The following is a 26,517-nucleotide window of genomic DNA, read 5'->3' as shown; positions in this document are numbered from 1 at the left end:
CAATTAGTACAATTTGTATCGCTGCTAATTCGGAAATAATCCGTAATTTTGTAGGCGATTAAAACAAATAACTGAAAAATGAGAAGAATAGTGCTCTTGTTGCTTGCCGTGGCGCTGGTTGCTACGGGAGTTGCAAAACCCAAGAAGAAAGCCGCCGTTGAGGTTTGGCCCGACCAGACCGTGATGGACGCGTGGTTTAAGGATACTACTAAAGTTGATGTGGCTAAGCTGGGTAAGCAGTATGTGATTACCGACTTTGGTGTGCGTTGCGATTCTACCGTGGTGCAGACCAAGGCCATCCAGGCTGTCATCGACCGTGCTGCCCAAGAGGGTGGTGGCGTGGTGGTTATCCCCGAGGGCACTTTCCTTACAGGCGCCTTGTTCTTTAAGCAGGGTACGCACCTGCATGTAATCGGACGATTGAAGGGCTCCGATCGCATCATCGATTTTCCCTATATCAAGACCCGTATCGAGGGCGAAACCTGCACCTACTTCTGTGCCCTGGTGAATGCCGACGGACTGGACGGTTTTACCATCAGTGGTAAGGGTACCATCGATGGTAACGGACTGAACTACTGGCAGGAGTTCTGGATTCGTCGCAAGTGGAATCCCCAGTGTACCAACAAGGATGCGCAGCGCCCACGACTCACCTATGTGTCGAACTCAACAAACGTCACCATTCAGGATGTGCATCTGGTTAACTCGCCCTTCTGGACTAACCATGTGTACAAGAGCAACCACGTGCGCTATCTGGATTGCTACATCTATGCCCCCACCGAGAATATCTGGGAGCCCGACCCCACACGTGGCGCGCCATCGAGCGATGCCATCGATATCGACGCCTGCACCGATGTGCTCATCAACGGCTGCTATATGCACGTGAACGATGATGCCGTGGTGCTGAAAGGCGGTAAGGGAACCTGGGCCGACAAGGACGAGACCAACGGCGATTGCGAGCGCATACTGATTCAGAACTGTCACTACGGAAAGGTACACGGCTGCCTGACGCTGGGTTCGGAGTCGCTGCACGACCGCAACGTGATTCTGCGCAACTGCTACACCGAGCGTGCCGACCGTGTGCTGTGGTTGAAAATGCGTCCCGACACGCCGCAGCACTACGAGTATGTGCTGGTTGAGAACATCACCGGTCACTGCAAGCGCTTTTTGTTTATCCACCCCTGGACCCAATTCTTTAAGCCCGAGCAGCGCGACGACATGCCGCTTTCGAGATGCAACAACATTGTGATGCGAAACATCCAGGTGGAAACCCCGACGCCTTACGACGTGAAGACATCGGATAAGTACAAACTGGTAGATTTTACCATCGACGGCAAGCCATTGGCCTTTGCCAAGAACCCCGTTTCGAAAGAACAACTACAACATATGATATATGAATAATCAAAAATACTTTTTTTCGGTAGACCTTGGTGCTACCAGCGGTCGAACCATTATCGGCCGTATCAACGATAACAAATTCGAACTGGAAGAGGTGACCCGCTTTCCCAATAACCTGATTGTGCAGGGCGGTCATTACTACTGGGATATCTACGCCCTGTATTTCGAGATTATCAAGGGCCTGAAAGAGGTGGCATGCCGCGGACTGGATATCGTGAGCATCGGTATCGATACCTGGGGTGTCGACTTTGTGATGATAGGCGAGGATAACGCCATCCTGCGTAATCCGCGTGCCTACCGCGACCCCATCACCTTCGAGGCGATGGACGATTATCTGCAGAACGTCGTTACAAAGAAAGAGGTGTATGATGTAACAGGCATACAGTTTATGTTCTTTAACTCGCTGTTCCAGCTCTACGCCATGCGCAAGGAGGATAACAGCGCGCTGAAGCACGCCAAGCAGATACTGTTTGTGCCCGATGCACTGAGTTGGATGCTGACGGGCGAGGCCGTTTGCGAATATACTATCGCATCTACCTCGCAGTTGCTCGACCCACGTACCAAGCAGCTCGACGAGCGCCTGCTGGCATCGGTAGGATTAGACCGCGGTAAGTTTGGCAAGATGGTGATGCCTGGCACCCGGATTGGTGTGCTGACTGAAGAGGTGCAGCAGCTGACCGGACTGGGCGCTGTGCCCGTGATAGCTGTGGCTGGTCATGACACCGGTTCGGCTGTGGCAGCCGTGCCTGCCAAGAACGAGCAGTTTGCCTACCTGAGCAGTGGCACCTGGAGCCTGATGGGTATCGAGACCAAGGATGCCATCATCAACGACCTCTCGTACGATCGCAACTTTACCAACGAGGGCGGTGTAGAGGGTACCACCCGTTTCCTGAAGAATATCTGTGGTATGTGGCTATACGAGCGCTGCCGACTGGAGTGGCCCGACGAGGTGCGCAAGTTGTCGCATCCCGAGCTGCAGGGTTCGGCCATGCAGGTTGAGCCATTCCGCTCAATTATCAACCCCGACGACCAGCTGTTTGCATCGCCCAAATCCATGATTGGTGCCATCCAGCAGTACTGTCGCGACACCCATCAGCCTGTGCCCGAAACACCGGCCGAAATCTGTCGTTGTATCTTCGACTCGCTGGCTTTGCGTTACAAGCAGGTGTTCCAGTGGCTGCAGGAGTTTGCTCCATTCGAATTAAAGACACTGCACGTGATTGGTGGTGGCAGTTTGAACAAGTATCTGAACCAGTTTACCGCCAACGCCACCGGTGCAACCGTACTGGCCGGTCCGCAAGAGGGTACCGCCATCGGCAACATCATGCTGCAGGCCCAGGCTGCCGGACTGGTAAAAGATATCTGGGAGATGCGCCGCATCATTGCCAACAGTCTTGATCTGGTGAAGTACGAAGCAGCAGATAAGGCTGCTTGGGATGAGGCTTATGAGAAATATTTGAGAATAACGAATAATAAATAAAAACAAACAGAATTATGGCAAAACCATTAGTTGAAACTAAAGCAAAGGTAGGTGTATTCAGTATAGCCCTTCAGGCTTACCTGCCACAGTTCCCTCAGCTCGTTCCTGAGTTCGAAGCACAGTATGAGGCATTCAAGAAAACACTGCCCGATACCATCGAGATTATCGATGGTGGTATGGTAACCACCAAGGAGCAGTCGATGGCTGCAGGTGATAAGTTCCGCGCAGCAGATGTTGATCTCGTCATCCTGCAGATGCTCACCTATTGCACCTCTTATAATATGTTGCCTGCCGTTCGCGACCTCGACGTACCTGTTGTGATTGTGAACCTGCAGAAGAAGTTGGCACCCGATTATGCTAAGACCGATATCCCCACATGGTTGGGAGAACTTTATGCCTGCGGTGCCATCGGTGAGATGGTGGCCGACCTGAATCGTGCCGGAAAGCGCTCGGCTGTGATTACAGGAGTTGTTGAGGGCGGCGACCCTGCTTGTCTGGCTGAGATTGAGGACTGGTGCCGTGCTGCTCAGGTACGTCGTCGTTTCCGTGATACCAACATCGCTCAGATCGGTCGTCCATATCCTGGTATGATGGATCTTTATATCGATGAGACCAACCTCTACCATCGTATGTTTGTTTATACCAAGCAGTTCGATTGGGAGAAGATGTGGGCTATTGCCGACAATATTACCGACGAGGCTGCCATCCGTGCCAAGGCTGAGGATATTCTGGCAACCTTCGATATCGAGGGTGGTGGTACTATCGAGAAGGTTTGGGATATGGCCAAATATGTAGTAGCCTTTGAACAGTGGGTAAAGGACGAAAAACTGGGTATGATTGCCTCGCACTACGATGGCTTTGCACAGGGTGTTGCCGGCAAACTCGACTCGATGCTGATTCCTGCTTTCTCTATGCTCATCAAGCAGCATACCGCTTGTGCCGTTGAGGGTGACATGAAGGTGGCTATGGCCATGTCGCTTCTGAAGACTATCTCTGGTACAGGCACACTGGCCGAGATGTACTCTATCGACTTCCCCAAGGATATCTGTATCATCGGTCACTCAGGCTCTGGCGACTTTGATATCTCTCAGGCCAAGAAGCCAACCATGAAGATTGTGCCTGTATTCCACGGCAAGGCTGGTGGTGGATACCTCACCCAGTTCTATCCTCCCACGGGACCTGTTACCTATCTGGCTATCACACAGGACAAGAATGGCGTATTCAAGTTCGTGGTTGCTGAGGGTGTGAATGAAGATGGTGAGATCTTTACCTTCGGCGATACCAACATGCGCACCAAGTTCTCGCTGAGCTGTCGCGAGTTCGTCAACAAGTGGAGCGAGGCTGGTCCTACCCACCACATGGCTGCTGCTGTAGGTCATCATATCGATACCATCCTGAAGGTGGCTAAGATCTTTAATATTGAGTGTGACGTAGTTTGCAGATAGAATTATGGCTAAAAGTGGAAGTTTGAAGAGCACGCTAGCTGTGTCTCTTAATAACTATCTCGATGCAGGTGCCATCGTAGCTGGTGCCAGTGGCGTAACGCTGTGGCAGAACTACTTGGGTTTGAGCGAGATGCACTTAGGTTGGCTGAACGCACTCAGTGCCAATGCGCTGGGTGCCGCCATCGGTGCTATCATCGGTGGTTTCCTGGCCGATAAGTTCGGTCGTAAGTTCATCTTTACCTACAACCTGCTGGTATATATGACGGGTGTGCTCATCATCATGCTGTCGATGAACTTCCCCATGCTGCTGGCAGGATTCCTGGTAACGGGTATCTCGGTAGGTATTGGTGTGCCCGCCTCGTGGACCTACATCTCTGAGAGTTCGGAGGTGAACAACCGCGGTCGTAACATCTGTATCTCGCAGATGTCGTGGGGCGTAGGTCCGATGTGCATCCTGCTGTTCGGTATGCTGTTTGCGCCGGGCGGTTATCTGTACGGTCCGGTCGAGGCCATCGCACACGATATCATCGGTGCCGATGCGGCTCAGGCTGCTGTCGAGGTGTTCTCATCACGCGTGGTGTTTGCAACTCTATTTGTTGTAGCTTTCATCGCCTGGAACCTGCAGCGCCAGCTGGAGGAGAGCGCCGAGTTTACCGCCAACAAGGAGAAGGACCAGAGCAGCATAGTAGATAACATCAAACTGCTGTTTACCAATAAGATTGCTGTGAAGACAGTAGCTTTCCTGGCAGCCATCTACCTTACCTGGAACCTGGTGGCCAGTGTGATGGGATTCTTTATGCCACACATCTACGAGACCGCTGGCGGACTGAGCAACGAGGCAGCCAACATGCTGAGTTGCATTAGTTGGGTGTTTGTGGTGGTTACCACGTTTATCATCTCGTTTATGGTTGATAAGGTGGCACACCGCTTCTTCTATGTATTCGGCCTGGCTGCAGCACTCACGGCGTGGATTCTCATCATCGGTGGTGGCGTATCAACCATCGCTGGTATCTGGGTGTTCACCATCCTGTGGGGTGTTAACAACGGTAGTTCGGTACAGGTGTTCTACGCCTTGTGGGGCTCGGAGTTGTTCCCTGCCAAGTTCCGTGCCGGTGCGCAGGGACTGATGTTCTTCATCGTTCGTGGCCTTTCGGCTGTATGGGGACTTGTGTTCACCTTTATCTATGGCGACAATGGCGAGGGCTTTACACTGGCTGCCTACTGCATGGTGGCCCTGCTGCTGGCATCGCTCGTGGTAGGTCTCATCGGCATGCCTAACACCCGTGGTAAATCATTGGAACAAATAACAAAAGAAAGATATGGAGAAACAGTTTAATAGCATTTTGGACGGCCGCGAAGGTTTGAAAGCGGTTGTTGACCAGATAGCCGAGGTAACAGGCTATCTTTGGCAGAAAGGTTGGGCTGAGCGTAACGGTGGTAACATTACCGTGAACGTAACAGAGTATATGGACGATGCCTGCAAGCAGATGCCTGCCATCGCTCCTGTGAAGCAGATTGGTATGACGCTGCCTCAGCTTAAGGGTAAGTATTTTTATTGCAAAGGTACTGGCAAGCGTATGCGCGACCTGGCAAAGCAGCCCATGCAGAACGGCAGTATCATCCGTATCTGTGACGATTGCGCCAGCTACGAGATTATTGCCGACGAGCCCGTGGCACCCACCTCGGAGCTGCCCACACACCTGGCGCTGCACAACTATCTGTTGGAGACAGGTTCTACCTACAAGGCTACCCTGCATACGCACCCCATCGAGCTGGTGGCTATGAGTCATATCCAGCGTTTCCTGAAGGGCGATGAGATGACACGCGTGCTGTGGTCGATGATTCCCGAGACACTGGCATTTGCACCACTCGGCATCGGTATTGTACCTTACGCTATGCCATCATCGGTAGCACTGGCCGAGGCTACACTCGAGCAGATTAAGACCCACGACGTGGTGCTGTGGGAGAAGCATGGCACCGTGGCCGTTGGTACCGATATCATGGATGCCTTCGACCAGACCGACGTGCTCTGTAAGGCAGCCAACATCTATATGTGTGCCAAGTCGATGGGTTCGGAGCCCGATGGCATGACCGACGCACAGATGAAGGAAGTGCAGGACGCATTCAATCTGCCCAAGAAGCGCCCCTGCTAATGAATAAGCTACAGATAGCTATAGTCGGACTAGTGGGCATGGTCCCGCTATCCGCTATGTGCCAAACCCATGGCACACCCGCTCCTCGCACCTTGCAATACCAGCCAGGTGCGGGGGGCGCTTTTGTTTGTACAGATGGTAACAACCGTTACACGCGTGCTCTCTACGGCAGTCATACCGATTGGCGCCTGGAAACCAGCGACCGCCCTATCTTTGCCGTGGTAAAGAAAGGCTATCATCGCAACATACGACTAGTGGCTCAGGTGGATGGCATCGACTATCCGCTGGAGCAGGTGAGTCCTTGTACGGCCAGCTATGTAGATGGTCAGCGCACCTATCAGTTTACGGGCTGGGGTGGGGCGCAGCTAACTATCCGTGTCATTGCCTTGCCCGATAGCGAGGCGGCCATCTGGCAGTTCTCGTCACCCGCATTGGCTGGCAGGTCTCGTATCAAGGCATTGGTGTGCGAGATTGCACAGCCTAAGCTCAGTCGCAATGGCGATATCGGTGCCGATAAGCCAGGCGTGCTGGAACCCAAAGGCGAGGTGCTGCAAACTGCCGAAGTGGCGCTGGATGGCAACACGGCTTACATGCTGGTGGATGTGAACGTGATGAAACCGCTGGCGGCTGCCGATGGTGCCAAGCAGTTTGCCGCTGCCCAGCAGTATTACGAGCAGTTGGCTGCGCGCATACAGTTTACTACCCCCGATGCCTACATCAATACCTTAGGTGGTGCCCTGGTGCTGGCTGCTGATGGCGATTGGGACGGACAAACATGGTTGCATGGTTGCATAGGTTGGCGTATGCCGCTGGCTGGTTGGCGTGCCGGTTACTTGGGCGATGTGTTAGGTTGGCAGGATAGGGCGGTGAGTCATTTCGATGCCTACGCCAAGAGTCAGGTAACCAATGTGCCTGCCACCATCCCGCATCCCTCGCAGGATTCAACGTTAAACATGGCGCGTGCTGAGAAGCGTTGGGGCACGCAGATGTACAGCGATGGCTACATCTGCCGAAACCCTGAACGTAATGATCAGATGCACCATTACGATATGAACCTGAACTATATCGACGAACTGCTGTGGCACTTCCAATACGATGCCGACACCGCTTATATGCGTAAGATGTGGCCTGTACTCAAGTCGCATCTGGCATGGGAGAAACGCAACTACGATGCCGATGGCGACCATCTGTACGATGCTTACTGCTGCATCTGGGCCAGCGATGCACTCTACTATAGTGGTGGTGCCGTTACACATAGTTCGGCCTACAACTATCGCGGCAACAAGTTGGCTGCCCGTATCGCTGAAATCATCGGCGAGGATGCGCAGCCCTATCGTGATGAGGCCGAAGCTATCCTGCAGGCCATGAACCAGCGTTTGTGGCTGTCGAAAGCAGGTGTGTGGGCCGAGTATCAGGATGGCATGGGCTTGAAACGCACCCACGACAATCCTGCCGTGTGGAGCATCTATACCCCCATCGATTGTGGTGCCTGCACCCCCGAACAGGCTTACCAGGCTACCGACTGGGTAACCCGTAACATTCCGCACATCCCCGTGGAGCAGTCGGGTTTGCAAACGATAGCCACCAGCAACTGGATGCCCTACAGCTGGAGTATTAATAACGTGGCTGCTGCCGAGGTGATGCACACGGCGTTGGCTTACTTTGAGGCTGGACGTGCCGACGAGGGTTATCAGCTGATGAAGGCCAACATCATGGATCAGATGTATTACGGACAGAGTCCTGCTAACTTCGGTCAGATTAGTCATTACGATGCGGCCCGTGGTGAGTGTTATCGCGACTTTGGTGATTGCATCGGCATCAGCAGTCGTACGCTGTTGCAGGGCTTGTTTGGCATCATCCCCCAGGCGCTTGATGACAAGTGCATCATCCGTCCAGGATTCCCTGCTGAGTGGGATAGTGCCAGCGTAAAAACGCCCTACCTGTCGTACAAGTACACGCGTAAGAATGGTAAGGTGCGTGTAGAAATCACCCAGAACTTCCGTCAGCCCCTGCAAATCATCATCCGTCAGAACTTAGGTGGTGGCGTGTTCAAGGATGTGGTTGGTTCAACAGCCAAAACGCAGGTTCTTGAATATGATGTGGAGTTGAATCCCGTTAAGCTTGCGAAGTATTACAATGCCAATGTAACTGATATCTTCAAGAACCAATATCTCAGTCCGCGTCCTCAAACCACCACGTTGCAGATACCCGTTCAGGGCATTGGCGAGTGGTGCCATCCTAAGAAGACAGCCGAGATTAACGACTCGGTGTTCCGTACCAAAATCGTGAACGGTGTGTTTAACATGGCTGGCTTCCCCTTCAGTACCCCGCAAAAGGGACAGAATATCATCTACACCAGTTTGTGGGATAACTACCCCGATGCCGTTACCATCCCTTTGAAGGGCAAGGCTCAGAAGGCTTATCTGCTGATGGCTGGTTCTACCAACCACATGCAGAGCAGGATTGACAACGGCTTGGTGATTGTGACCTATACCGACGGTACGGCCGACACGCTCGCCTTGCGCAACCCAGATAACTGGTGCCCCATCGAGCAGGATTACTATGTGGACGGCATGGCGTTTAATGCGCCGCAGCCCCGTCCGTATCGTGTCTGTTTCAGCACGGGCGATGTAAGTCGTAACTTAGGTAGCATCATCCAACTTGGTGGTGAGTACGGTAGAGAAATCCCCGGTGGTGCTGGTCAGATGTTAGAGATGCCGCTCAATGCGCAGAAACGCTTGCAGTCGCTCACCATCCGTACGCTATCCAACGATGTGGTCATCGGCTTGATGGCCGTAACCCTGCAGCCCTGAAAAGTAACTTTTTGATCAGTAAAAAGTAACTTATTGATAAACGAAAAGTAGCTTCCCGATGTTCGGAAAGCTACTTTTTATTTGAGGGTTATTATGGATTAATAACCTGGGTTCTGCCACATGGTTTCCTGTGTTGCGCTGTACTGCAGTACGCCGTTAGCGTCCTGTGTTACAGCTACATCGCCACGGTTGGTAACCGACTCCAACTCAGAGAGTGGGATAGGACGGTAGTAGTGCTTCAGGGCAATGTTGCCACTGGCCTGGGCATTGTACTTCTTCACGTGGTCGATCAGGGTGTGAGTACGCTTCAGGTCGAACCAGCGCTGGTACTCACCGCACAGCTCGATGGCGCGCTCCTTCAGGATAGTCTCGATAGTAACGGTACCGCTGATGGTATTGTCCTTGCCAGCGATGGCGCGGGCTGCGCGCAGCTGGTTGATGGTCTTCAGGGCATCGCCGCCTGTTGCCAGCTCAGCCTCGGCCTTAATCAGGTACATCTCGGCTAAGCGCAGTACCATGATGTCGCGGTGTGAGATATCGAAGGTAGGATAATCCTCTTCGTACTGATCATCAAGGAACTTCTTGATGCCAGGGAACGAGCGGCGACCCTCAATCTTCTCGCTCTTGTAGCGGGCGTCGCCATATACATCGCTCTTAGCCTTTCCACCCTCGGTAGGCAGGGCTGTAGCAGGATCGCCAGAGGTGTAAACAGGAATGTCGCCACCGAATGCGAACTGCAAGCGATACTTGTCCTTGGCCTCGGCCTGCAGAGCCTGACCCTCGGCTGAGTTACCATCCATCAGGGCGTACTGGATACCAATCACACCCCCGTTGAAGTAGTTACCATCCTCAGCGTAAGCCTCGTCGTAGGTCTTGTAAGTCTGATCGGCCATCTTAGGATAGTTGGCAGCATTGCCAGCCAGGTCGGGATGTACGCGATATTCGGTGAGCAGGGTGCCATTGTAACGCTGGTCGGTACCCTTGATCTCATCCAGAATCTGCCAGAGATAGAGTGAAGGCAGGTAGCGGGTGAAGCCACGGCCGTAAGGAGAGTAGTACTTACCTACCTCAACATCCTTACCTGTGCTCTTGCTCTTGATGGTGGTCTTACCGGCTGCCATACGGAAGAAGATAGAGTTGTTCTTCTGTCCGTTAGGACCGATATCGTCGCAACCGTTGTTCCAGAGTGATACGAACATCAGCAGTGAGGCACTACCACCGTTACGACCATAACCGGTACGGGTGATGAGTGAGTTGAAGTTGCCTGTGCCACCGCTTGAGAAACGGTAAGGTACGCAGTTGTCGCGACCGGCGTTCAGGTCGTTAGAGTAGTGAACGGCAAAGAGGTTCTCGGTATTGGTGGTTGCCTCTTCATTGTTCATATTCCAAGTGTCGCTGAAACGGCTGTAGAACTTCGCGCCAGAGTTGTTGATCACATCATTGGCAGCATTCAGAGCCTCGGTATAGAGATTGCCATAACCGCTGACGGCATTGGCACCCAACCAAGATGCAGCGTAGAGGGCTACGCGGGCATAGAGGGCCTCGGCAGAATAGTAGTAGGCACGACCATCGGCAGTGGCCGACTTGCCATCCATGATGTTTGCCTTCTTATAGTTGTCCATGGCCTGCTTCAGGTCGGCCAGGATGTTGCCATAAACCTCAGCCTCGGGCACACGAACAGGATTGTTGTTAATCGCGTTGATAGGCTCGGCATTGTAAGGGATTGGGCCCCACATGGCTACCATCTGTGAGTAGTAGAGTGCGCGCAGGAAGTAGGCATCGGCCAGGTAGGCAGCCTTCTTGTTGTCATCGATCACGCTGCACTCGGGCACATACTTCAGGGCGTTGTTACATACATCCACGCCAGCGTAGAACATCTCCCAGTACTCGTCCAAGCAGGGGTTGTCGGCTACGTTGCTACCAAGAGCCTCGGCAGAGATATCGTATTTCAGCATCGACTTCTGCTTGTTGTCGTAGCCAAAGTAGAACAGGTCTGAGCCCATTTCTGCAAGACCCAGTGATGGCTCCTTACCCCACCAACCGTGTGTGTAGGTATAAGCCGACTGGATGAGTCCGTCGATACCCGAAACGGTGTTGTAGGCCAGGTCGGCAGTCTCACCGGTCTTGTTGTCCTCGTCCAGGAAGTCGGAGCAGGAGGTTGCGCCGAAGCTGATGGCAGCGGCAGCAAATAACATACTATATATCTTTTTCATATCGATAATCAATTATTTGATTTAGAAAGTTACGTTAAGACCTACTACAACCTGCTTCATCAGTGGGAAGTTGACTGAACCGCCACGCTCTGGGTCGTAGTTGTCGAAGTGACTGAATGTGAAGTAGTTCTTGAGTGAACCGTAAATGCGAACATTGCTCATGTAAACCTTCTTGATGAGGTTCTTGGGAAGGTTGTACGACAGGGTGATGTCCTTAATCTTGAAGTAGTCGGCCTTCTGAATCTCAATGGCGCTCTTGTAGAATGTAGGCGTAGTGCCTGCACATCCTGGTGATGGGATGTCGGCCCCCTGGTTGTCAGGTGTCCAGTAGCTCAGGTCGCCCCAGTTGGCGTTGTCGTACAGGTAGAGGCCATAGCCGCTGTAGCTCAGGTAACCACCCAAGCGAGCCATGGTCTGAACGCTCAGTGAGAAGTCCTTGTAAGTGAAGGTGGTGTTCAAACCAAGAATAGCCTTGGGCGAGCGGTTGTAGATAATCTTATCGCCATCATCAATCTTGTCATCACCATTCACGTCGATAACCTTTGGCGTACCAGGATCACCGAAGTCACTATAAGGTTTCTCGAAGTTGGGGTGAGCAGCCAGATACTTGTCGAACTCGCCAATGCCCCAGCAGCCGTCCATGTCGTAGCTGTAGAAAGCTGAAACAGGCTCGCCAACCTTCAGGATGCTGGTGCCATCTACTACCTGCTGGATACCGTCGGCCAACTCAGAAACCTCGTCGCGGGCAAAGGTAGCCGATGCGCTCAGATCCCAAGTAAAGTCGTCGGTCTTAACGGGTACTGCACCGAGTGAAATCTCGAGACCGTGGCCCTTGGTCTTACCAACATTAGAGATAGTGCTGGTGAATACCGATGAGGCAGGAGCGGTCTTGTAGTACAACAGATCGTAGGTCTTGCTGTTATAGTAGTCGATGCTACCATAGATACGACCATTCAGGAATGAGAAGTCGAGACCGAAGTCGAGGGCGGCGGTCTTCTCCCATGTCAGGTTAGGATTAGCCATGGTCATAGGAGCCTTGTCGGTAGAGTTAGGCACGATGCTCTGGATGGTGGCCAGTGTCTGGTAGGCAGAGATGGCTGAGTTGCCAGAGAGACCCCAAGATACGCGGAACTTCAGGTTGTCGAGCCATGACTTGGTGCCCTGCATGAACTTCTCCTCGGAGATACGCCAACCGGCACTTACTGATGGGAAGTAACCCCACTTGTGACCTTCGGCGAGTACTGAAGAACCATCGGCACGAACCGATGCCTGCAACAGGTACTTGCCATCGTATGAGTAGTTGGCACGGGCAAAGAATGAAAGCATAGAGCTCTTGGTGTAGCCTGTGCTTACAAGAGGTGACAGAATCTTGCTGACATCGTAGAAGCCGCTCTTCTTGTAGCTCTCAGAACCGGCAACACCAGAGATGCTGCTGCTCTCAGATACGTACTGCGACATCTCATGACCCAGCAGGAAGGTCATATCGTGCTTAGCAATGGTCTTGTTGTAGTTAGCAGTGTTCTGCCATACATACTTGGTACCAGTGCTGCGGTCGTTGGCAATATAAGTAGTGGTAGGCGACTGATAGCGTGCCTGGCTGTGGTAGTCCTGATAGGTACCTGTGCGCGAGGTGCTGCGGTCGAGTGTGAACTGCGACTTCACGATCAGACCCTTGATAGGATTGAGCTGCAGATAACCACTGCCGAAGAAACGGCTGCTCTCGATATTGCGCTGGTAAGCGCCATCCTCGTCGAGCAGAGGTGAGCAGTGAGCTGCATACCATGGGTTAGGAGTAGCGTTGATAGAACCGTCATTCAGATAGGCGTGAGTGATGGTGGTCATCTTCTGAGCCTGGTTATAAACACCGCCGTTACGCTTGTCGTTGCTCTTGTAAGCGTAAGAGAGGCTGGCGCCAATCTTCACGATGCGGTTGATATTGTGATCCAGGTTGATGCGGCCGGTGTAGCGGTTGAACTCATCACCCTTCATCAAACCTTTATCATCCATAGCGGCCATTGACACATTGAAGTTGGTCTTCTCGTTACCACCCTGAACAGATACTTCATAGTTCTGAGATACGCTGTTGTCAAGAATCATATCGAGCCAGTCGGTATATGACTTGTCATTGTAGATAGACAGGGTCTCTGTACCATCATCCAGTTTGAAGGTCAGCACGTCGGCAGCAGTAGCTGTGTTGCTGAAGCTCCAGCCATTGGCAGCAGCAGTCTCGTAGTTCTTCTTGTCAATCAGGCGCTGTACTTCCTTGTCGCCATACATAGGCTTAACAATACCTGTAGCACCATTGAATGAGAGGTAGCCATTGAAGCTAACCTTGGTCTTACCGGCCGAACCACGCTTGGTGGTAATCAGGATAACACCGTTAGCACCCTTGGTACCATAGATAGCTGTTGAAGCAGCATCCTTCAGAATATCCATCGACTCGATGTCGCTGGCTGGAATGTCGAGGGTAGAACCATACTCTACACCATCCACGATAACCAGTGGTCCGTTACCTGCCAACAGTGAACGGTTACCACGCAGGGTCATGCTCACACCGGCACCAGCCTCACCACCGCCACTCTGCTGGAGGTCAACTCCAGGCACCTTGGCTTGCATAGCCGAAAGGGCGTTGGCACCTGCCACCTTAGCCAGATCCTCGGTCTTAACCGAAGCAACCGAACCGGTCAGGTCCTTCTTCTTCATCGTACCATAACCTACTACTACCACCTCGTCGAGTGCAGCAGCATCTTCCTGCATGGTAACGTTAAAACTGTTCTTACCGGCTACAGAAATCTTCTGCTCCTTGAAACCGATGTAAGAAATCTTCAGGACGGCTTTTTCAGATACGTTCTGAATGGTGAAATTACCGTCGAAGTCGGTTACACCACCGATAGTGGTACCATCGACAACTACGCTTACACCAATCATAGGTTCACCTGATGCATCCTTTACTGTACCTGTGATAGTCTTCTGGGCATAGGCCACGAAGCAGAACACAGACAAAAGCAAAGCCATAGAGGCTCTTTTGATTTGATGATTCATACGAACGTTAGTTTTAGTTGTACTTAATATTATTATAGAGTTAAATATTTAGCGTTTTAAGCTCACCGAAGAACTTTCGGGTGCAAAAGTATTATTAATTGTGAAACAATGTATACTTTTTTATAAGAAATCCCCTGCAAACGTTTACGTTATGCAGGGGTGTTATCGCACACAGCAAAATAGGGCTGTCAAAATACGCAATTATTGCATTTTTTGTAGTCCTTCCCAACGTACGTTCCAATGGCCATCTTGGGGGAATCCAGGGTTTAGCGGCTGACTGCATCCATCCCATCCGGCGCACATCATGGCCACGGCTGTAAGCAGGGCACCATTGCCTGGCAGGTAGATACGCAGACGGTCGGCGGTCTGGAAATTATGACCGCTAGGCAGATAGGTATTCTTCTGGGTATCGATGAGCAGGGCCTTGAGGGCTGTCTCGGGTTCGCCTAAGCGGGCGGCGGTCATGGCTATCATACCGTAATCCCATCCCCAGGTGGTTTGCCAGTTCCAGTTCTGCATCACCCAGTTGAGTGTGCGCTGCATCTGCTCCTTATTATATAAAGAGGTGTATGGCAGCATGCCGCAGGCACCCAGCACGGCAGGGTGATCGTTACGGCACTTATCGGCAAAGGTCTCAACTTTCTTGCTGGTAGCATCAAAGGGGTCGAATGCCTCGTGGTTCTTGTCGCTGCCTATCTGTATGCCAGCGGTATAGATGCCATCGGTGGCGGGCAGGGGCGACAGCTTGGCAATGATATCATCCCATTTGGCGATACGTGCCTTGCCTTGACGTTCGCGCCACTGCTGGGCTACCTTCAAGCCGTACTGCCAGTAGGCTAACTCAAAGGGCTGGTTATACGAGATGTCCTTGGTCATGCACTCCTGCATGGCGGTGGCACCTTTCAGGATGTAACGCTTCTGCTGGGCATCGTAGGTAACGTAATCGGCCATAAACTCGGCGGTGGCTTCTACCTGCTCGCCGTAGGTTTTCAGTGTCTCGGCTGTAGGATTGGCGCGATACATCTCCTCGGCCAGATAGATGTAGTGTGGTTGCTGCCAGATCAGGAACGAGCCGGTGTTAGATGGAGCCTCGCCAGCCCATGGATCGGTCATTTTCATCCAGCGCACACCCTTAAAGCCTTGTCGCTCGGCAATCTGTCGGGCCACGGGATAGGCCACCGTGTTGTACCACTGCAGCATCTGTGCAACCACCTCCGGACGGTTCCAAAGAGTAAAATCTACGGCATGCCACCAAGTCATCTCTAAGTGTGGGCGACCGAACCAAGAGTTGTAGGTAAGTCCTGTTTCCTGTGGCGGCATGTTGTTGGCACAGTTAATCTGGGTGAGGTATTGCGAGAGTACCACGCGGCGCTCCAACTCCTTGGCACGTGCATCGGTACACTGCGAGAAATCCACGATGGCACCTACCTTCCACCAGGCGTTCCAATGGCGCAACGTGGCTTTATGATACTGATCGTACTCAAAGCTGGATGAACTAGATATGCTAGATGGGCAAGGTGCTTTCGGCAGATATTCTGCCGAAACGGTAAGTACATCGTCCTGTGCTGATAGCTCAAGCTCGTGGGCATCGCATTGGCTCAGTGTAGCTTTTCCTTCCCACTGCAACAGTACGTAATAGGTGGTAGCATCGAGGGTGCGCTTAATCAAGGCTTTCTGTGCACCTTGCTCTATAATCTCCGACTGGTGCTTCTCGGGCTTGGTCCAGTCGCTGGCATCATCGGCATGCTTACCGGTGGGGTAGGGAAAGCGCAAGCGGATGGTGGCACGCTGGTTCTTGAGCAACTGACTGACGATACGGGCATACACCGCATCCTTAGCTGGATGAACACCTGTAGTCACCTCAACCTTCTGACCATCGGCTGTAAACACCGATTCAATCTCGCCATCCAGGAGTTTCTGCTCCTGACGGATGCTGGTAAGCTGCTGCAGGGGGATAGGGTTGCCGCTGCCATCGGTGAGATGCAATCCCAGTGCGCCTAAGTTTAAGCGGTGGGGGTTAATACGAAAAAAATCGGTTGCCTCTTTGTGGCGACCGTCCTCTGCTTTCTTGTATTCTACGGCATATACCTCAGGATGCCCATGCCCAAAGTCGAAGGCTTTCTCCGACTCCGATGGTTTCAAACCTTTGGTGTTTGGAAACTGGTGCCAGCCCCAATCGCTCATGGCGCAGAGGGGCACGCCCTGTTTGTAAGCCTCGGGGTACGACTGCAATCCGGTGACATCCACGGTGGTTACAAAGTGACCGTTACCAACCGACAGCGACGACAGGGCATCGGCTTTGGTGATAATTGGGTTATTGCGATTAACAACAGCGTGACGGTCTATAGAGGCCGTCACGTTGTTGATATTGTATCCTAACTGTTCCATTTCGAGCGAGGCCCAGATAAACGGGCCAACACCTTTGGCATCGTTGTCACGAATGGGTTCCGACAGATAATAGTTGAAACTGCCATCACGTCGGGTATTCTCGTTTACCGTTGCCTTGGGGTTTATCTTTTTCAAGGCCGCCTGTACCTCGGGTGTGGCTGCCGGACCGAGTCCTGCTACCGAACAACACTGAGTGAGCGAGATGGTCTTATTCTCGTTTACGCGGATAAAGTTGTTGATGATACCTTTATAAGCTTTGATACCGGCATCGCGATATTTGGTGCCCAGGTAACCTTTGTTGTAGGCCTTGAGCAGCACATAGGCAAACATCGACGAGCAGGTTGACTCTAAGTAGTTGCCCTCGCGACCAGGCTGATCCATCACCTGATACCAAACACCTGTTTTCTTATCCTGCCATTTGATAACGGCATCCAGATCTTTCTTCAGCAGGTCGATCACTTCCTGGCGACGGGCGTAATCCTCGGGCAGGGCATCGAGCACCTCTATGAGTGCCATTGAGTACCAACCCTGCGCGCGGCCCCAGCAGTGCTGCGAAAGACCGGTTGACTTGTCGGCCCAGAAGGTGTTGCGAGTCTCGTCGTAAGCATGACGGTTCAAACCTGTCTTGGGGTCGAGTGTGCGCTCGTAGGTTATCTTCAGCTGGTTTACAGCATCGTCGTATATCTTGTTGATGGCACCTTTCTTAGCCTCCTTGGCGGTGGTGGTGATAGGTGCGGTAAGGGTGCGGAATGGCAGACCCATAAAAATACCATCCAACCATACCTGGTAAGCATAGATGGCCTTGTGCCAGAATACCTTGTCGGCGATGGTGCGGGGCTGGTTCTGCAACTGTTTCATCATGGTCTTCATGGCAGCCAGGTTCTTTGCCTCGGGCCACTGCTGATACATGCGGGTTACGAAATGACCGGTACGCACGTTATCGAGGTTGTACTCCAGAATATCATAGTTGCGAATGCCGCCTTTGGCGTTAATCATCGTGTCGGTATATTCCTGACAGTACTTGCGGATATCCTCACCACCATATTTAAGATAGGTGTCGAGCATACCTTCCAGTTCAATACCCATCACGTAACTCCACTTGGGTTTCTGTGAGAAGTCGAGCAGGTAGCTCTTAGGGGTGCGCTGCATCTCGCTGTAGGTCATCCACTCCGAGTAGTTCTGGTATGGGGCCTTGAGCAGTGCCAGCGAACCATTGATAAACAAGCGGTCGAAGTTTACGTTACGGGTCTTACCGCTCATAAAGTTGCCACTCTTTACGCCATTGAAGTGACAGTTTTTAACGTTGATGTCGTAAACAAATGTATCCTCGTCCAGTCCGATAATCTGCACACCGTACTGTGACTGCTGACTGGTTACATTCTCCATATATACATTACGTACAATGGGGTAGTAGCCACGGCAGCAAATCTCGTTGTGCTCGTAGTCGAGGTTAATCTTCAGCACGCTCTCCTTACACTTACCAACGGTAATGTTACGCATGTTGATATTCTCGATGATACCACCACGGCAGCTGTTGGTCTTGATACGCAGCACGCGCTCCAGCTCTGGCGAATCCATTACACAATCGTGGGCATACACATTCTGGCAACCACCCGAAATCTCTGAGCCCACTACCACACCACCGTGTCCGTTCTTCATCTCGCAGTTGCGGATGATGATGTTCTTTGATGGCATGTTACGCTCACGACCATCGCGGTTACGTCCGCTCTTGATAGCGATACAGTCGTCGCCGGTGTTAAAGAAACAGTCCTCAATCAGCACGCGGTCGCAGCACTCTGGGTCGCAGCCGTCGCCGTTAGGTCCGTCGTTAATCATTTTCACACGACGAACAGTGATATCTGTTGAGTGCAGGGGGTGAATCACCCAGAAAGGCGAACGCAACAGCGTAACATCCTCCAACAGAATGCCTTCGCACTTGTTAAAGCTTACCAGCTGTGGGCGCAGACCATCCTGAGCTGTAAACACGCGCTCGGGGGTACGCTCACCTTTCTCATTATACATTGGTACACCATCCTCACCATTCTTAAGCAGGCGCGCACGTGAGCCGCCACGCTGACTGATGGTACCCTCTTTCCAACCAAAACGGGGATTACCATTCCAAGGCCACCAGGTGTCGTTGCTGCCGCCACCATCAATCGTACCCTTACCGGTAATGGCAATATCCTTAGCCTTGAAAGCATATACGCAAGGCGAGAGGTTGAAGCACTCCAAACCCTCCCATGAGGTTTCTACGATGGGGTAGAGCTCGGGCTGGAAGGCGAACTCGAGTACGGCACCTTCCTGTACCTCCAGGTTTACACCACTCTTCAGCTGGATGGCACCTGTCAGGAACTTCTGATTTGCGGGAATTACTACGCGGCCGCCGCCCTTCTTCGAGCAGAGGTCGATGGCTTTCTGGATAGCCTTCTGGTTCTTGGCGGCTGTGTTGGTAGTTTTGGCGCCATACTGGGTAATCACATAAGCCTTGTCGGCAAAATGCGGTGTGCGGATACTCTGCTCAATCTGTCGGTACTGAGCCTCGTCCCACTGCTGAGCTGCTGCTAACAGGGGTGTCAGCACACAGAGCATCGCAATCTGAAAAATTCTTTTAATCATCTGTATTTAGTAACGTTTATTAGTTTGCAGTCTCGCAATTTTGCTGCAAATATACAACAAAAGCGCTAAACTACAAACTAATAGCAACGTAAAAATCTACGTAAACGTTATCTTTCGAGGGCGTCGAAAAGCTTGTCGAGGGCCTCGTCGGCATTCTTGCTTTCGCTTAGCAAGGTTACGAACTTTGAACCGATGATGGCACCTGCGGCATTCTGCTGGGCGGCTTCGAGCGTCTGTTTGTTGCTGATACCGAAACCAATCATGCGTGGGTTGCGCAGATTCATGGCGTTGATACGACGGAAGTACTCCTGCTTGGCATCGTCGAAACTCTGCTGGGCACCAGTGATGGCAGCACTCGATACCATATATACAAAGCCGTCGGTATTATCATCGATAAAGCGGATACGCTCCTCGCTGGTCTCGGGGGTAATCAACATAATGATGCGCAGGTCGTACTTATCAGCAATGGGTTTTATTACTTCCTGATAATCCTTGAATGGCAGGTCGGGGATGATGGCACCACTCACGCCAGCCTCTACACAACTCTGACAGAAAGCCTCGATACCGTAGTGCAGAATGGGATTCAGATAGCCCATCAGTACCAGTGGAATCTGCACCTGATCCTTGATTGCTTTCAGCTGATCGAAAAGGATATGCAGGTTCATACCGTTTTTCAGGGCCTGGGTGGCGGCACTCTGAATAACCGGACCGTCGGCCAATGGGTCGCTGAACGGAATGCCAACTTCAATCATGGCAATACCACGACGCTGCATGGCGAGAATCACATCGCCTGTGCCCTCGAGTGTGGGGCAGCCTGCGCAAAAGTACAGCGACAGGAGTTTCTGGTCCTGACTGTTTGCGAAAAGTTGATTGATCTTATTCATCTTATTACATTTTTACATTATCTCATTTTTACATTTTTACATTCTGAAGGAATGCCTTGAGTTTTTCGGCATCCTTGAGAGCAGGGGCTGATTCGAAGCGTGAGTTCAAGTCGATACCAATGCATTTGTCGTGCTGGAAGTTGCGAACACGCTCGGCATCATCAGGACCGATACCACCACTCAGCAAGAAAGGTGTGCTGCCTGTGTAGGCATCGAGTACTGTCCAGTCGAACTTTTCACCATTGCCACCCACGCACTTTCCTTTCGTGTCGAATAGAAAGATATTTGCCAATCCTTCGTAGGGTTCGGTTTGTGCCAGGTCGTCGTTAGTGGCGATGTTAAAGGCTTTAATAATTTTTACATCGGCGGGTAGATGTGGCTTCAACTGGATGATGTAGCTGGGTGACTCCTGACCATGCAACTGGATATAGTTGAGTGCAAAGCTATCAACGGCCGACATAATGTCGCCGATGCTAGCATCAACAAACACACCCACGCGCTGGCAGTGCTCTGGCAAGTAAGCTGGCACTTGGCTCACAAACCTACTCGACTTAGGCCAGAAGATGAAGCCCATCCAATCAATTGAACATTGAGCATTTAACATTGAACATTGCTCAACCTCGCGGATGTTCTCCGCCTCTCTCATACCACAAACCTTGATTATCATAGCTTCTCAATAAATTCACGTAATGCTGATCCTGGATCGGCTGTCTTCATAAAGTTCTCGCCAATCAGGAAACCACGGAAACCAACCTCACGTAAAGCCTTCACCGTATCGGGGTTCGAAATACCACTCTCGCTCACCTTTACGGCATCCTTTGGTAATAGCTCTGCCAAGCGGAATGAGTTCTCTACGTCGGTCACAAACGAACCTAAATTGCGGTTGTTGATACCGTACATATCTGGCTCTAACCCAGCGTATTCCAATTCTTCGTTGGAGTGCATCTCTAAAAGAACTTCCAGACCTAACTGGTGGGCGGTGTTCAGCAGACTTTTACACTCGGTTATCGTCAAGTCGGCGGCAATCAGCAGTACTGCCGAAGCCCCACACAAGCGTGCCTGGAACAGCTGGTACTCATCTATCACAAAGTTCTTGTAAAGGATGGGGATGTTTACACCGCTGTGACGGGCCGTGCGAATAAAGTCGTCGCAACCGCCAAAATACTTCTGGTCGGTAAGTATGCTCAGTGCAGCAGCGCCATTCTTTTGGTAACTCAATGGGATGATGTCGGGTTGGCCCTCCTCTTTGATCCAACCCTTTGAAGGTGACTTGCGTTTGAACTCTGCGATGATGCCCGAGTCGGATGCGGTGAGGGCATTTTTCATCGAAGCCACGCTAAAGTCGAGAATCGCCTCCACCTGTTTGTGCAGCACTGCTGGTGCTACAGCCAACTTGGCTGCTTCAACTTCCACGCGCTTGTTCGCTACTATCTCTTGCAATATGTCTTGCATAAGTTTATCCGTGTTATCTGTGCGAAAAATATTAACTATTCAGTTCGACAAACTTCTTGAAGGTGCGGAGGGCGGCACCGCTGTCGATACTCTCGCGGGCAATCTCTACACACTCTTCGATGCTTTTCTCGCCCTTTTCCAGAACCTGGATACCGAAGGCGGCATTGGCCAGTACGATATTCTTCTGAGCGGGCAGGGCACGGTTCTCCAGTACGCTGTCGAAGATGGCTGCTGCCTCCTCCTCGGTAGCACCGCCAACCAACTCTTCGGGCTTGGCAATCTCAAAGCCAAGGTCGCTGGGCTTAAAGATACGCTCGTAATGCTTGGTGGTTACCTTGAAGTCGCCTGTCAGCGAGATCTCGTCGTAACCATCGATAGAGTTTACAATACCGTAGTCGATACCAATCTTCTGATATACCTGGTTGTACAGGCGCATCTGGTCGAGGTTGGCTACACCCAGCAACTGGCACTGTGGCTGTGAGGGGTTAACCAGTGGACCTAACAGATTGAAGATGGTAGGGAACTGCAGGGCCTTGCGGATGGGGCCTACAAACTTCATGGCCTTGGCAAACAACTGGGCGTGCAGATACACGATGCCAGCCTCGTTCAAGCTGCGGTTCAGTTTGTCGATATCATCGGTAAACTTAATGCCATGGTGCTGAATCACATTCGAGGCACCCGATACCGATGTGGCTGCGTAGTTACCATGCTTAGCTACCTTGTAGCCAGCACCAGCAATCACAAAGCAGCTGGTGGTCGAGATATTAAAAGTGTTCTTGCGGTCGCCACCTGTACCTACCACGTCGATGTAGCGGTCGGCATTCAGAATGGCTGGCACGCCTGTTTCCAAGATACCATCGCGGAAACCAAGCAGTTCGTCCACAGTCACGCCACGCATCTGCAAGGCAGTGAGCAAGGCTGTAATCTGCTCTGTAGGAAACTCACTTTGGGTGATACCAATCAGAATATTCTTCATTTCTTCACGAGTCAGCTCCTCGTGGTTCAGCATCCTGTTCAGGATGTCCTTCATTGTCTGTGCCATATCTCTAATTTTTACATTTTCTAATTTTTACATTTTTACATTTTACAAGAACATCCAGTTCTGCAGCATTTTCTTGCCATCGGGTGTGAGAACACTCTCGGGGTGGAACTGTATGCCGCGGATGTTCATTGTTTTGTGGCGCAAGGCCATAATCTGCCCTTCGTCAGAAACGGCTGTGATTTCCATACAGTCAGGGAAATTCTCTTTTGATACCACCCATGAGTGGTAACGACCGATGGTGATGTCGCGTTCGATACCGCTGAAAATGGGGTCGTCGCCGATGATGTGACAAGGTGTGGCTACACCATGGAACACATCGCTCAGATTCTCCAGCTTACCACCGAAGGCTTCGCCGATGGCTTGGTGACCTAAGCACACTCCTAAAATGGGTTTGGTGCCTGCGTAGGTCTTTATCACGTCGAGCAGTAATCCTGCTTCGCTGGGGATGCCAGGGCCAGGACTCAAGATGATTTTGCTGTATGGCTCCAAATCCTCAAGCTTAAACTGGTCGTTACGCAGCACCGTTACCTCTGCGCCCAGTTCCTTTACCAAATGACTCAAGTTGTATGTAAACGAGTCGTAGTTATCAATAATGACTATTTTCATAATAAATCCGTGTTAATCCGTGTAATCCGTGCCTTACATCTTCTCCGCCATCAGTATGGCCTTGCGCAGGGCGCCAAGCTTATTGTTTACTTCCTGCAGTTCGTACTCCACATCGCTCTTGGCTACGATACCACCACCTGCCTGGAACCACAACTCACCATTACGCGATACAAAGGTACGGATGGTGATGGCCTGATTCAAACTGCCATCCAGTCCGATGTAGCCGATGCAACCGCCGTATGCACCGCGGTTATGTGGCTCATACTCGCTGATAAGCTGCATGGCGCGTACCTTGGGTGCACCAGAAAGGGTACCTGCAGGGAAGGTGTCGATGAAAGCCTTGATAGGATCAGCGTTGTTATCGAGCTCGCCTGATACACGCGATACCAAGTGGATGACATGACTGTAATACTGCAAATCCTTATAGAAATCTACCTTTACACCATGACAGTTGCGGCTCAGGTCGTTACGTGCCAGGTCAACCAGCATCACGTGCTCGGCATTTTCCTTAGGATCGTTGCGCAGGTACTCTGCACCCTTGCGGTCGGCCTCGGCATCACCTGTACGTCTGGTGGTACCGGCAATCGGATCGATATAAGCATTCTTTCCTTCGATGCGGCAGTGGGTCTCAGGACTTGAACCGAAGATACGGAAACCACCAAAGTCGAAGTAGAACAGATAGGGACTTGGGTTGATTGAACGTAGGGCACGATACAGTTTGAAATCGTCGCCCTCGTATTGCTGAATGAATCGGCGGCTCAGCACAATCTGGAATACATCGCCACGCAGACAGTGCTTAATGCCTCGACGGATGTTCTCACGATGTTCATCATCAGTCAAGGTAGAGCGCACATCGCCTACAGGGTGGAAATCGTATGCTTTTACATTGGCCTTGTTCATGGCCTTTACTACATCATCGAGCTTGGTCTCGCCTTCCAGCGAAACAAGCTTGATGGTATTATTAAAGTGGTCGAACACAATCACCACCTTATATAATATGTAGAGCAAGTCGGGGGCGTCGTTCTTAGCCTGAATCTCGTCCTTTACGTTGATATCCTCAAAATAGCGTACGGCATTAAAGCTGGTATAGCCAAACAGTCCGCAAAGCTTGGCATCATCGCCCTCTACGTGTATGCGGTCAATCAGTTCGTGGATAGCCTTGTCGCTGCGGTAATCCTTGGTTACCTCGTGCTGCAGAGTGCTGCCATCAGGGTAAGTGATGGTGGCCACGCCGTGCCCGATAGCCACGCTGGCCATAGGGCCGATGCCGATAAACGAGCGCGAGTTATCCTTCTCGTGATAGTCCGAACTCTCCATCAGGGCACTCTGTGGGTACAAATCTCTCAGTCGCATATATACTCCCACCGGCGTGTACAAATCCGCCAGAATGGTTTTGCTTGTAGTTGTATAATTATAAGTAATCATAGTTCTCAATTCTCAATTAAAAATCTCCGTACTCACCAGCCATCGCTTTATTTTTCAGATAAGTCTCTACATCCTTATCGCCGCGGCCCGAAACCGTCAGTACCACTACATCTGTGGGCTTGAATGTGAGTTTCGAGAGTGCAGCAATGGCGTGGGCACTCTCGATGGCGGGGATGATACCCTCCATACGTGTCAACTCGTAACCGCCACGAATGGCCTCGTCGTCGTTGATACTCAGTACCTGTGTGCGGCCTTTCTTCGCCATGTTGCAGTGCATAGGTCCTACGCCTGGGTAATCCAGACCAGCCGAGATGGTGAATGCCTCCTGTATCTGTCCGTTTTCATCCTGCATCACCAGCATTTTTGAGCCATGCAGAATACCGGTTGTACCTTTGTGAATGGTAGCCGCAGTATGGTTGGTCTGCCAACCGTGTCCACCAGCCTCGGCCAGTACTATCTTGGTACGCTCCTCGTTTACGTAGTGGTAGATGGTGCCGGCTGCGTTGCTACCGCCACCGATGCAGGCGATGAGATAGTCGGGATAGTCGCGACCAATCTGGGCCTCTAGCTGCCATTTGATTTCTTCGCTGATCACGCTCTGCATGCGTGCCACCAGGTCGGGGTAGGGGTGTGGCCCCATGGTGCTTCCTACAATATAGAAAGTATCAGATGGGTGACAGCACCAGTCGCGTATAGCCTCGCTACAGGCATCGCTCAGCGTCATGTTACCTGTACGTACGGGGTGAACCTCGGCACCCAGCATCTTCATGCGCTCCACATTGGTGTGCTGGCGCTCCACATCGGTAGCTCCCATAAACACCTCGCACTTCATATTCATCAGCGCACATACAGTGGCGGTGGCCACACCGTGCTGCCCGGCACCTGTCTCGGCTATGATACGTGTCTTGCCCAATTTCTTGGCCAGCAGAATCTGACCGATAGTGTTGTTAATCTTGTGGGCACCAGTGTGGTTCAGGTCCTCGCGCTTCAGGTACAGCTGACAGCCGTACTTCTCGCTCATACGCTTGGCGTAATACAGTGGACTGGGGCGACCAACGTAGTCTTTCAGCAGGGCATGGTATTCTGCCTTAAACTCTTCACTCTCAATGATGGGCAGGTAAGCCTCCTGCAGGTCGTGTACACACTTGTAGAGTATCTCGGGAACATACGCACCGCCAAACTCTCCGTAAAAACCGTTTTCGTCAGCAAAATAATTTTCCATATAATGTTCAATTTTCAATGTTCAATGTTTAATTAAAAAAGGCCCGTCGCTGTCGCGACGAGCCTTTTTATACTATATCTATAGGTATACGGCATTAAACCTCGCGACTATTTAATCTCGAGCTCTGCCACCACCAATAGTTGTTCTGAATTCTGTTCATATTCTATGTTGTCTTTATAACATTTCGGCTGCAAAAGTATATATTTAATTTCAAACCGCCAAACATTTTGCCAACTTTTTAATAAAAAAGTAAGCAAAAGTTGCTATTTACTTACAAATTTACCCTAATACTAACCATGCTTTACCCTGATAGTAGAACAAGGTTAGTGTTAGGGTAGAGG

General features: G+C 51.5%; 16 protein-coding genes. 6 read left to right on the top strand and 10 right to left on the bottom strand.

Annotated features, from left to right (window positions below; all coding sequences use genetic code 11):
• Positions 1 to 78: 78 nt before the first annotated feature.
• From T500_RS0107790 to T500_RS0107765, 6 genes are read left to right on the top strand one after another with little or no spacing between them, the layout of a single operon-like run.
• Positions 79 to 1,398 (top strand): glycoside hydrolase family 28 protein, encoded by a 1,320-nt coding sequence (locus tag T500_RS0107790; protein ID WP_028907648.1) that lies wholly within the window; start codon positions 79 to 81, stop codon positions 1,396 to 1,398.
• Positions 1,391 to 2,875, top strand: a complete 1,485-nt coding sequence (locus T500_RS0107785) for a rhamnulokinase (RefSeq protein WP_028907647.1) — start codon at positions 1,391 to 1,393, stop codon at positions 2,873 to 2,875. The genes T500_RS0107790 and T500_RS0107785 overlap by 8 nt, the downstream gene beginning before the upstream one ends.
• A 14-nt stretch (positions 2,876 to 2,889) precedes the next feature.
• Positions 2,890 to 4,320, top strand: a complete 1,431-nt coding sequence (locus T500_RS0107780) for an arabinose isomerase (protein ID WP_028907646.1) — start codon at positions 2,890 to 2,892, stop codon at positions 4,318 to 4,320.
• Positions 4,321 to 4,324: 4 nt separating this feature from the next.
• The gene (locus tag T500_RS0107775; protein ID WP_036908836.1) at positions 4,325 to 5,656 is read left to right on the top strand and encodes an MFS transporter; all 1,332 of its coding nucleotides are present in this window, start codon (positions 4,325 to 4,327) and stop codon (positions 5,654 to 5,656) included.
• The gene (gene rhaD / locus T500_RS0107770; protein ID WP_036908833.1) at positions 5,640 to 6,473 is read left to right on the top strand and encodes a rhamnulose-1-phosphate aldolase; all 834 of its coding nucleotides are present in this window, start codon (positions 5,640 to 5,642) and stop codon (positions 6,471 to 6,473) included. The genes T500_RS0107775 and rhaD overlap by 17 nt, the downstream gene beginning before the upstream one ends.
• Positions 6,473 to 9,286, top strand: coding sequence for a lipoprotein (locus T500_RS0107765; RefSeq protein WP_028907643.1), 2,814 nt, complete (start codon positions 6,473 to 6,475; stop codon positions 9,284 to 9,286). Before rhaD ends, T500_RS0107765 begins: the two co-directional genes overlap by 1 nt.
• Positions 9,287 to 9,384: 98 nt before the next feature.
• Here the strand turns inward: T500_RS0107765 and T500_RS0107760 are convergent, their stop codons facing one another.
• The 10 genes from T500_RS0107760 to trpB all read right to left on the bottom strand — a co-directional run bounded on the left by T500_RS0107760 (position 9,385) and on the right by trpB (position 26,176).
• Positions 9,385 to 11,499 carry a RagB/SusD family nutrient uptake outer membrane protein gene (locus T500_RS0107760; RefSeq protein WP_028907642.1) on the bottom strand — a complete coding sequence of 705 codons (2,115 nt, stop codon included), beginning with the start codon at positions 11,497 to 11,499 and terminating at the stop codon, positions 9,385 to 9,387.
• A 21-nt stretch (positions 11,500 to 11,520) separates the two neighbouring features.
• Positions 11,521 to 14,541, bottom strand: a complete 3,021-nt coding sequence (locus tag T500_RS0107755; RefSeq protein WP_028907641.1) for a SusC/RagA family TonB-linked outer membrane protein — start codon at positions 14,539 to 14,541, stop codon at positions 11,521 to 11,523.
• 201 nt (positions 14,542 to 14,742) lie between these two features.
• Positions 14,743 to 19,545, bottom strand: coding sequence for a glycoside hydrolase family 88 protein (locus tag T500_RS17445; RefSeq protein WP_196243487.1), 4,803 nt, complete (start codon positions 19,543 to 19,545; stop codon positions 14,743 to 14,745).
• 107 nt (positions 19,546 to 19,652) lie between these two features.
• On the bottom strand, positions 19,653 to 20,429 hold the full coding sequence (gene trpA / locus T500_RS0107745; RefSeq protein ID WP_028907640.1) for a tryptophan synthase subunit alpha: 777 nt from the start codon (positions 20,427 to 20,429) through the stop codon (positions 19,653 to 19,655).
• A gap of 28 nt (positions 20,430 to 20,457) precedes the next feature.
• Positions 20,458 to 21,096, bottom strand: coding sequence for a phosphoribosylanthranilate isomerase (locus T500_RS0107740; RefSeq protein WP_028907639.1), 639 nt, complete (start codon positions 21,094 to 21,096; stop codon positions 20,458 to 20,460).
• On the bottom strand, positions 21,093 to 21,881 hold the full coding sequence (trpC, locus tag T500_RS0107735; RefSeq protein ID WP_028907638.1) for an indole-3-glycerol phosphate synthase TrpC: 789 nt from the start codon (positions 21,879 to 21,881) through the stop codon (positions 21,093 to 21,095). Before trpC ends, T500_RS0107740 begins: the two co-directional genes overlap by 4 nt.
• Positions 21,882 to 21,912: 31 nt before the next feature.
• Entirely contained in the window at positions 21,913 to 22,911 is a 999-nt protein-coding gene (gene trpD, locus T500_RS0107730; RefSeq protein ID WP_028907637.1) for an anthranilate phosphoribosyltransferase, read from the bottom strand.
• A 54-nt stretch (positions 22,912 to 22,965) separates the two neighbouring features.
• A complete protein-coding gene (locus T500_RS0107725; RefSeq protein ID WP_028907636.1) occupies positions 22,966 to 23,529 on the bottom strand; it encodes an anthranilate synthase component II in 564 nt (187 codons plus the stop codon).
• A 33-nt stretch (positions 23,530 to 23,562) separates the two neighbouring features.
• On the bottom strand, positions 23,563 to 24,954 hold the full coding sequence (locus T500_RS0107720; RefSeq protein WP_028907635.1) for an anthranilate synthase component I family protein: 1,392 nt from the start codon (positions 24,952 to 24,954) through the stop codon (positions 23,563 to 23,565).
• A gap of 16 nt (positions 24,955 to 24,970) precedes the next feature.
• Positions 24,971 to 26,176: a tryptophan synthase subunit beta gene (gene trpB, locus T500_RS0107715; RefSeq protein ID WP_028907634.1), complete on the bottom strand. Its 1,206-nt coding sequence runs from the start codon at positions 26,174 to 26,176 to the stop codon at positions 24,971 to 24,973.
• Positions 26,177 to 26,517 lie beyond the last annotated feature (341 nt).

The sequence above is a fragment of the Xylanibacter ruminicola Ga6B6 genome (assembly GCF_000687715.1).
Lineage (GTDB): Bacteria > Bacteroidota > Bacteroidia > Bacteroidales > Bacteroidaceae > Prevotella > Prevotella ruminicola_B.
The sequence above is the reverse complement of the archived record's forward strand: the minus strand, read 5'-3'. Positions and strand labels throughout refer to the sequence as shown.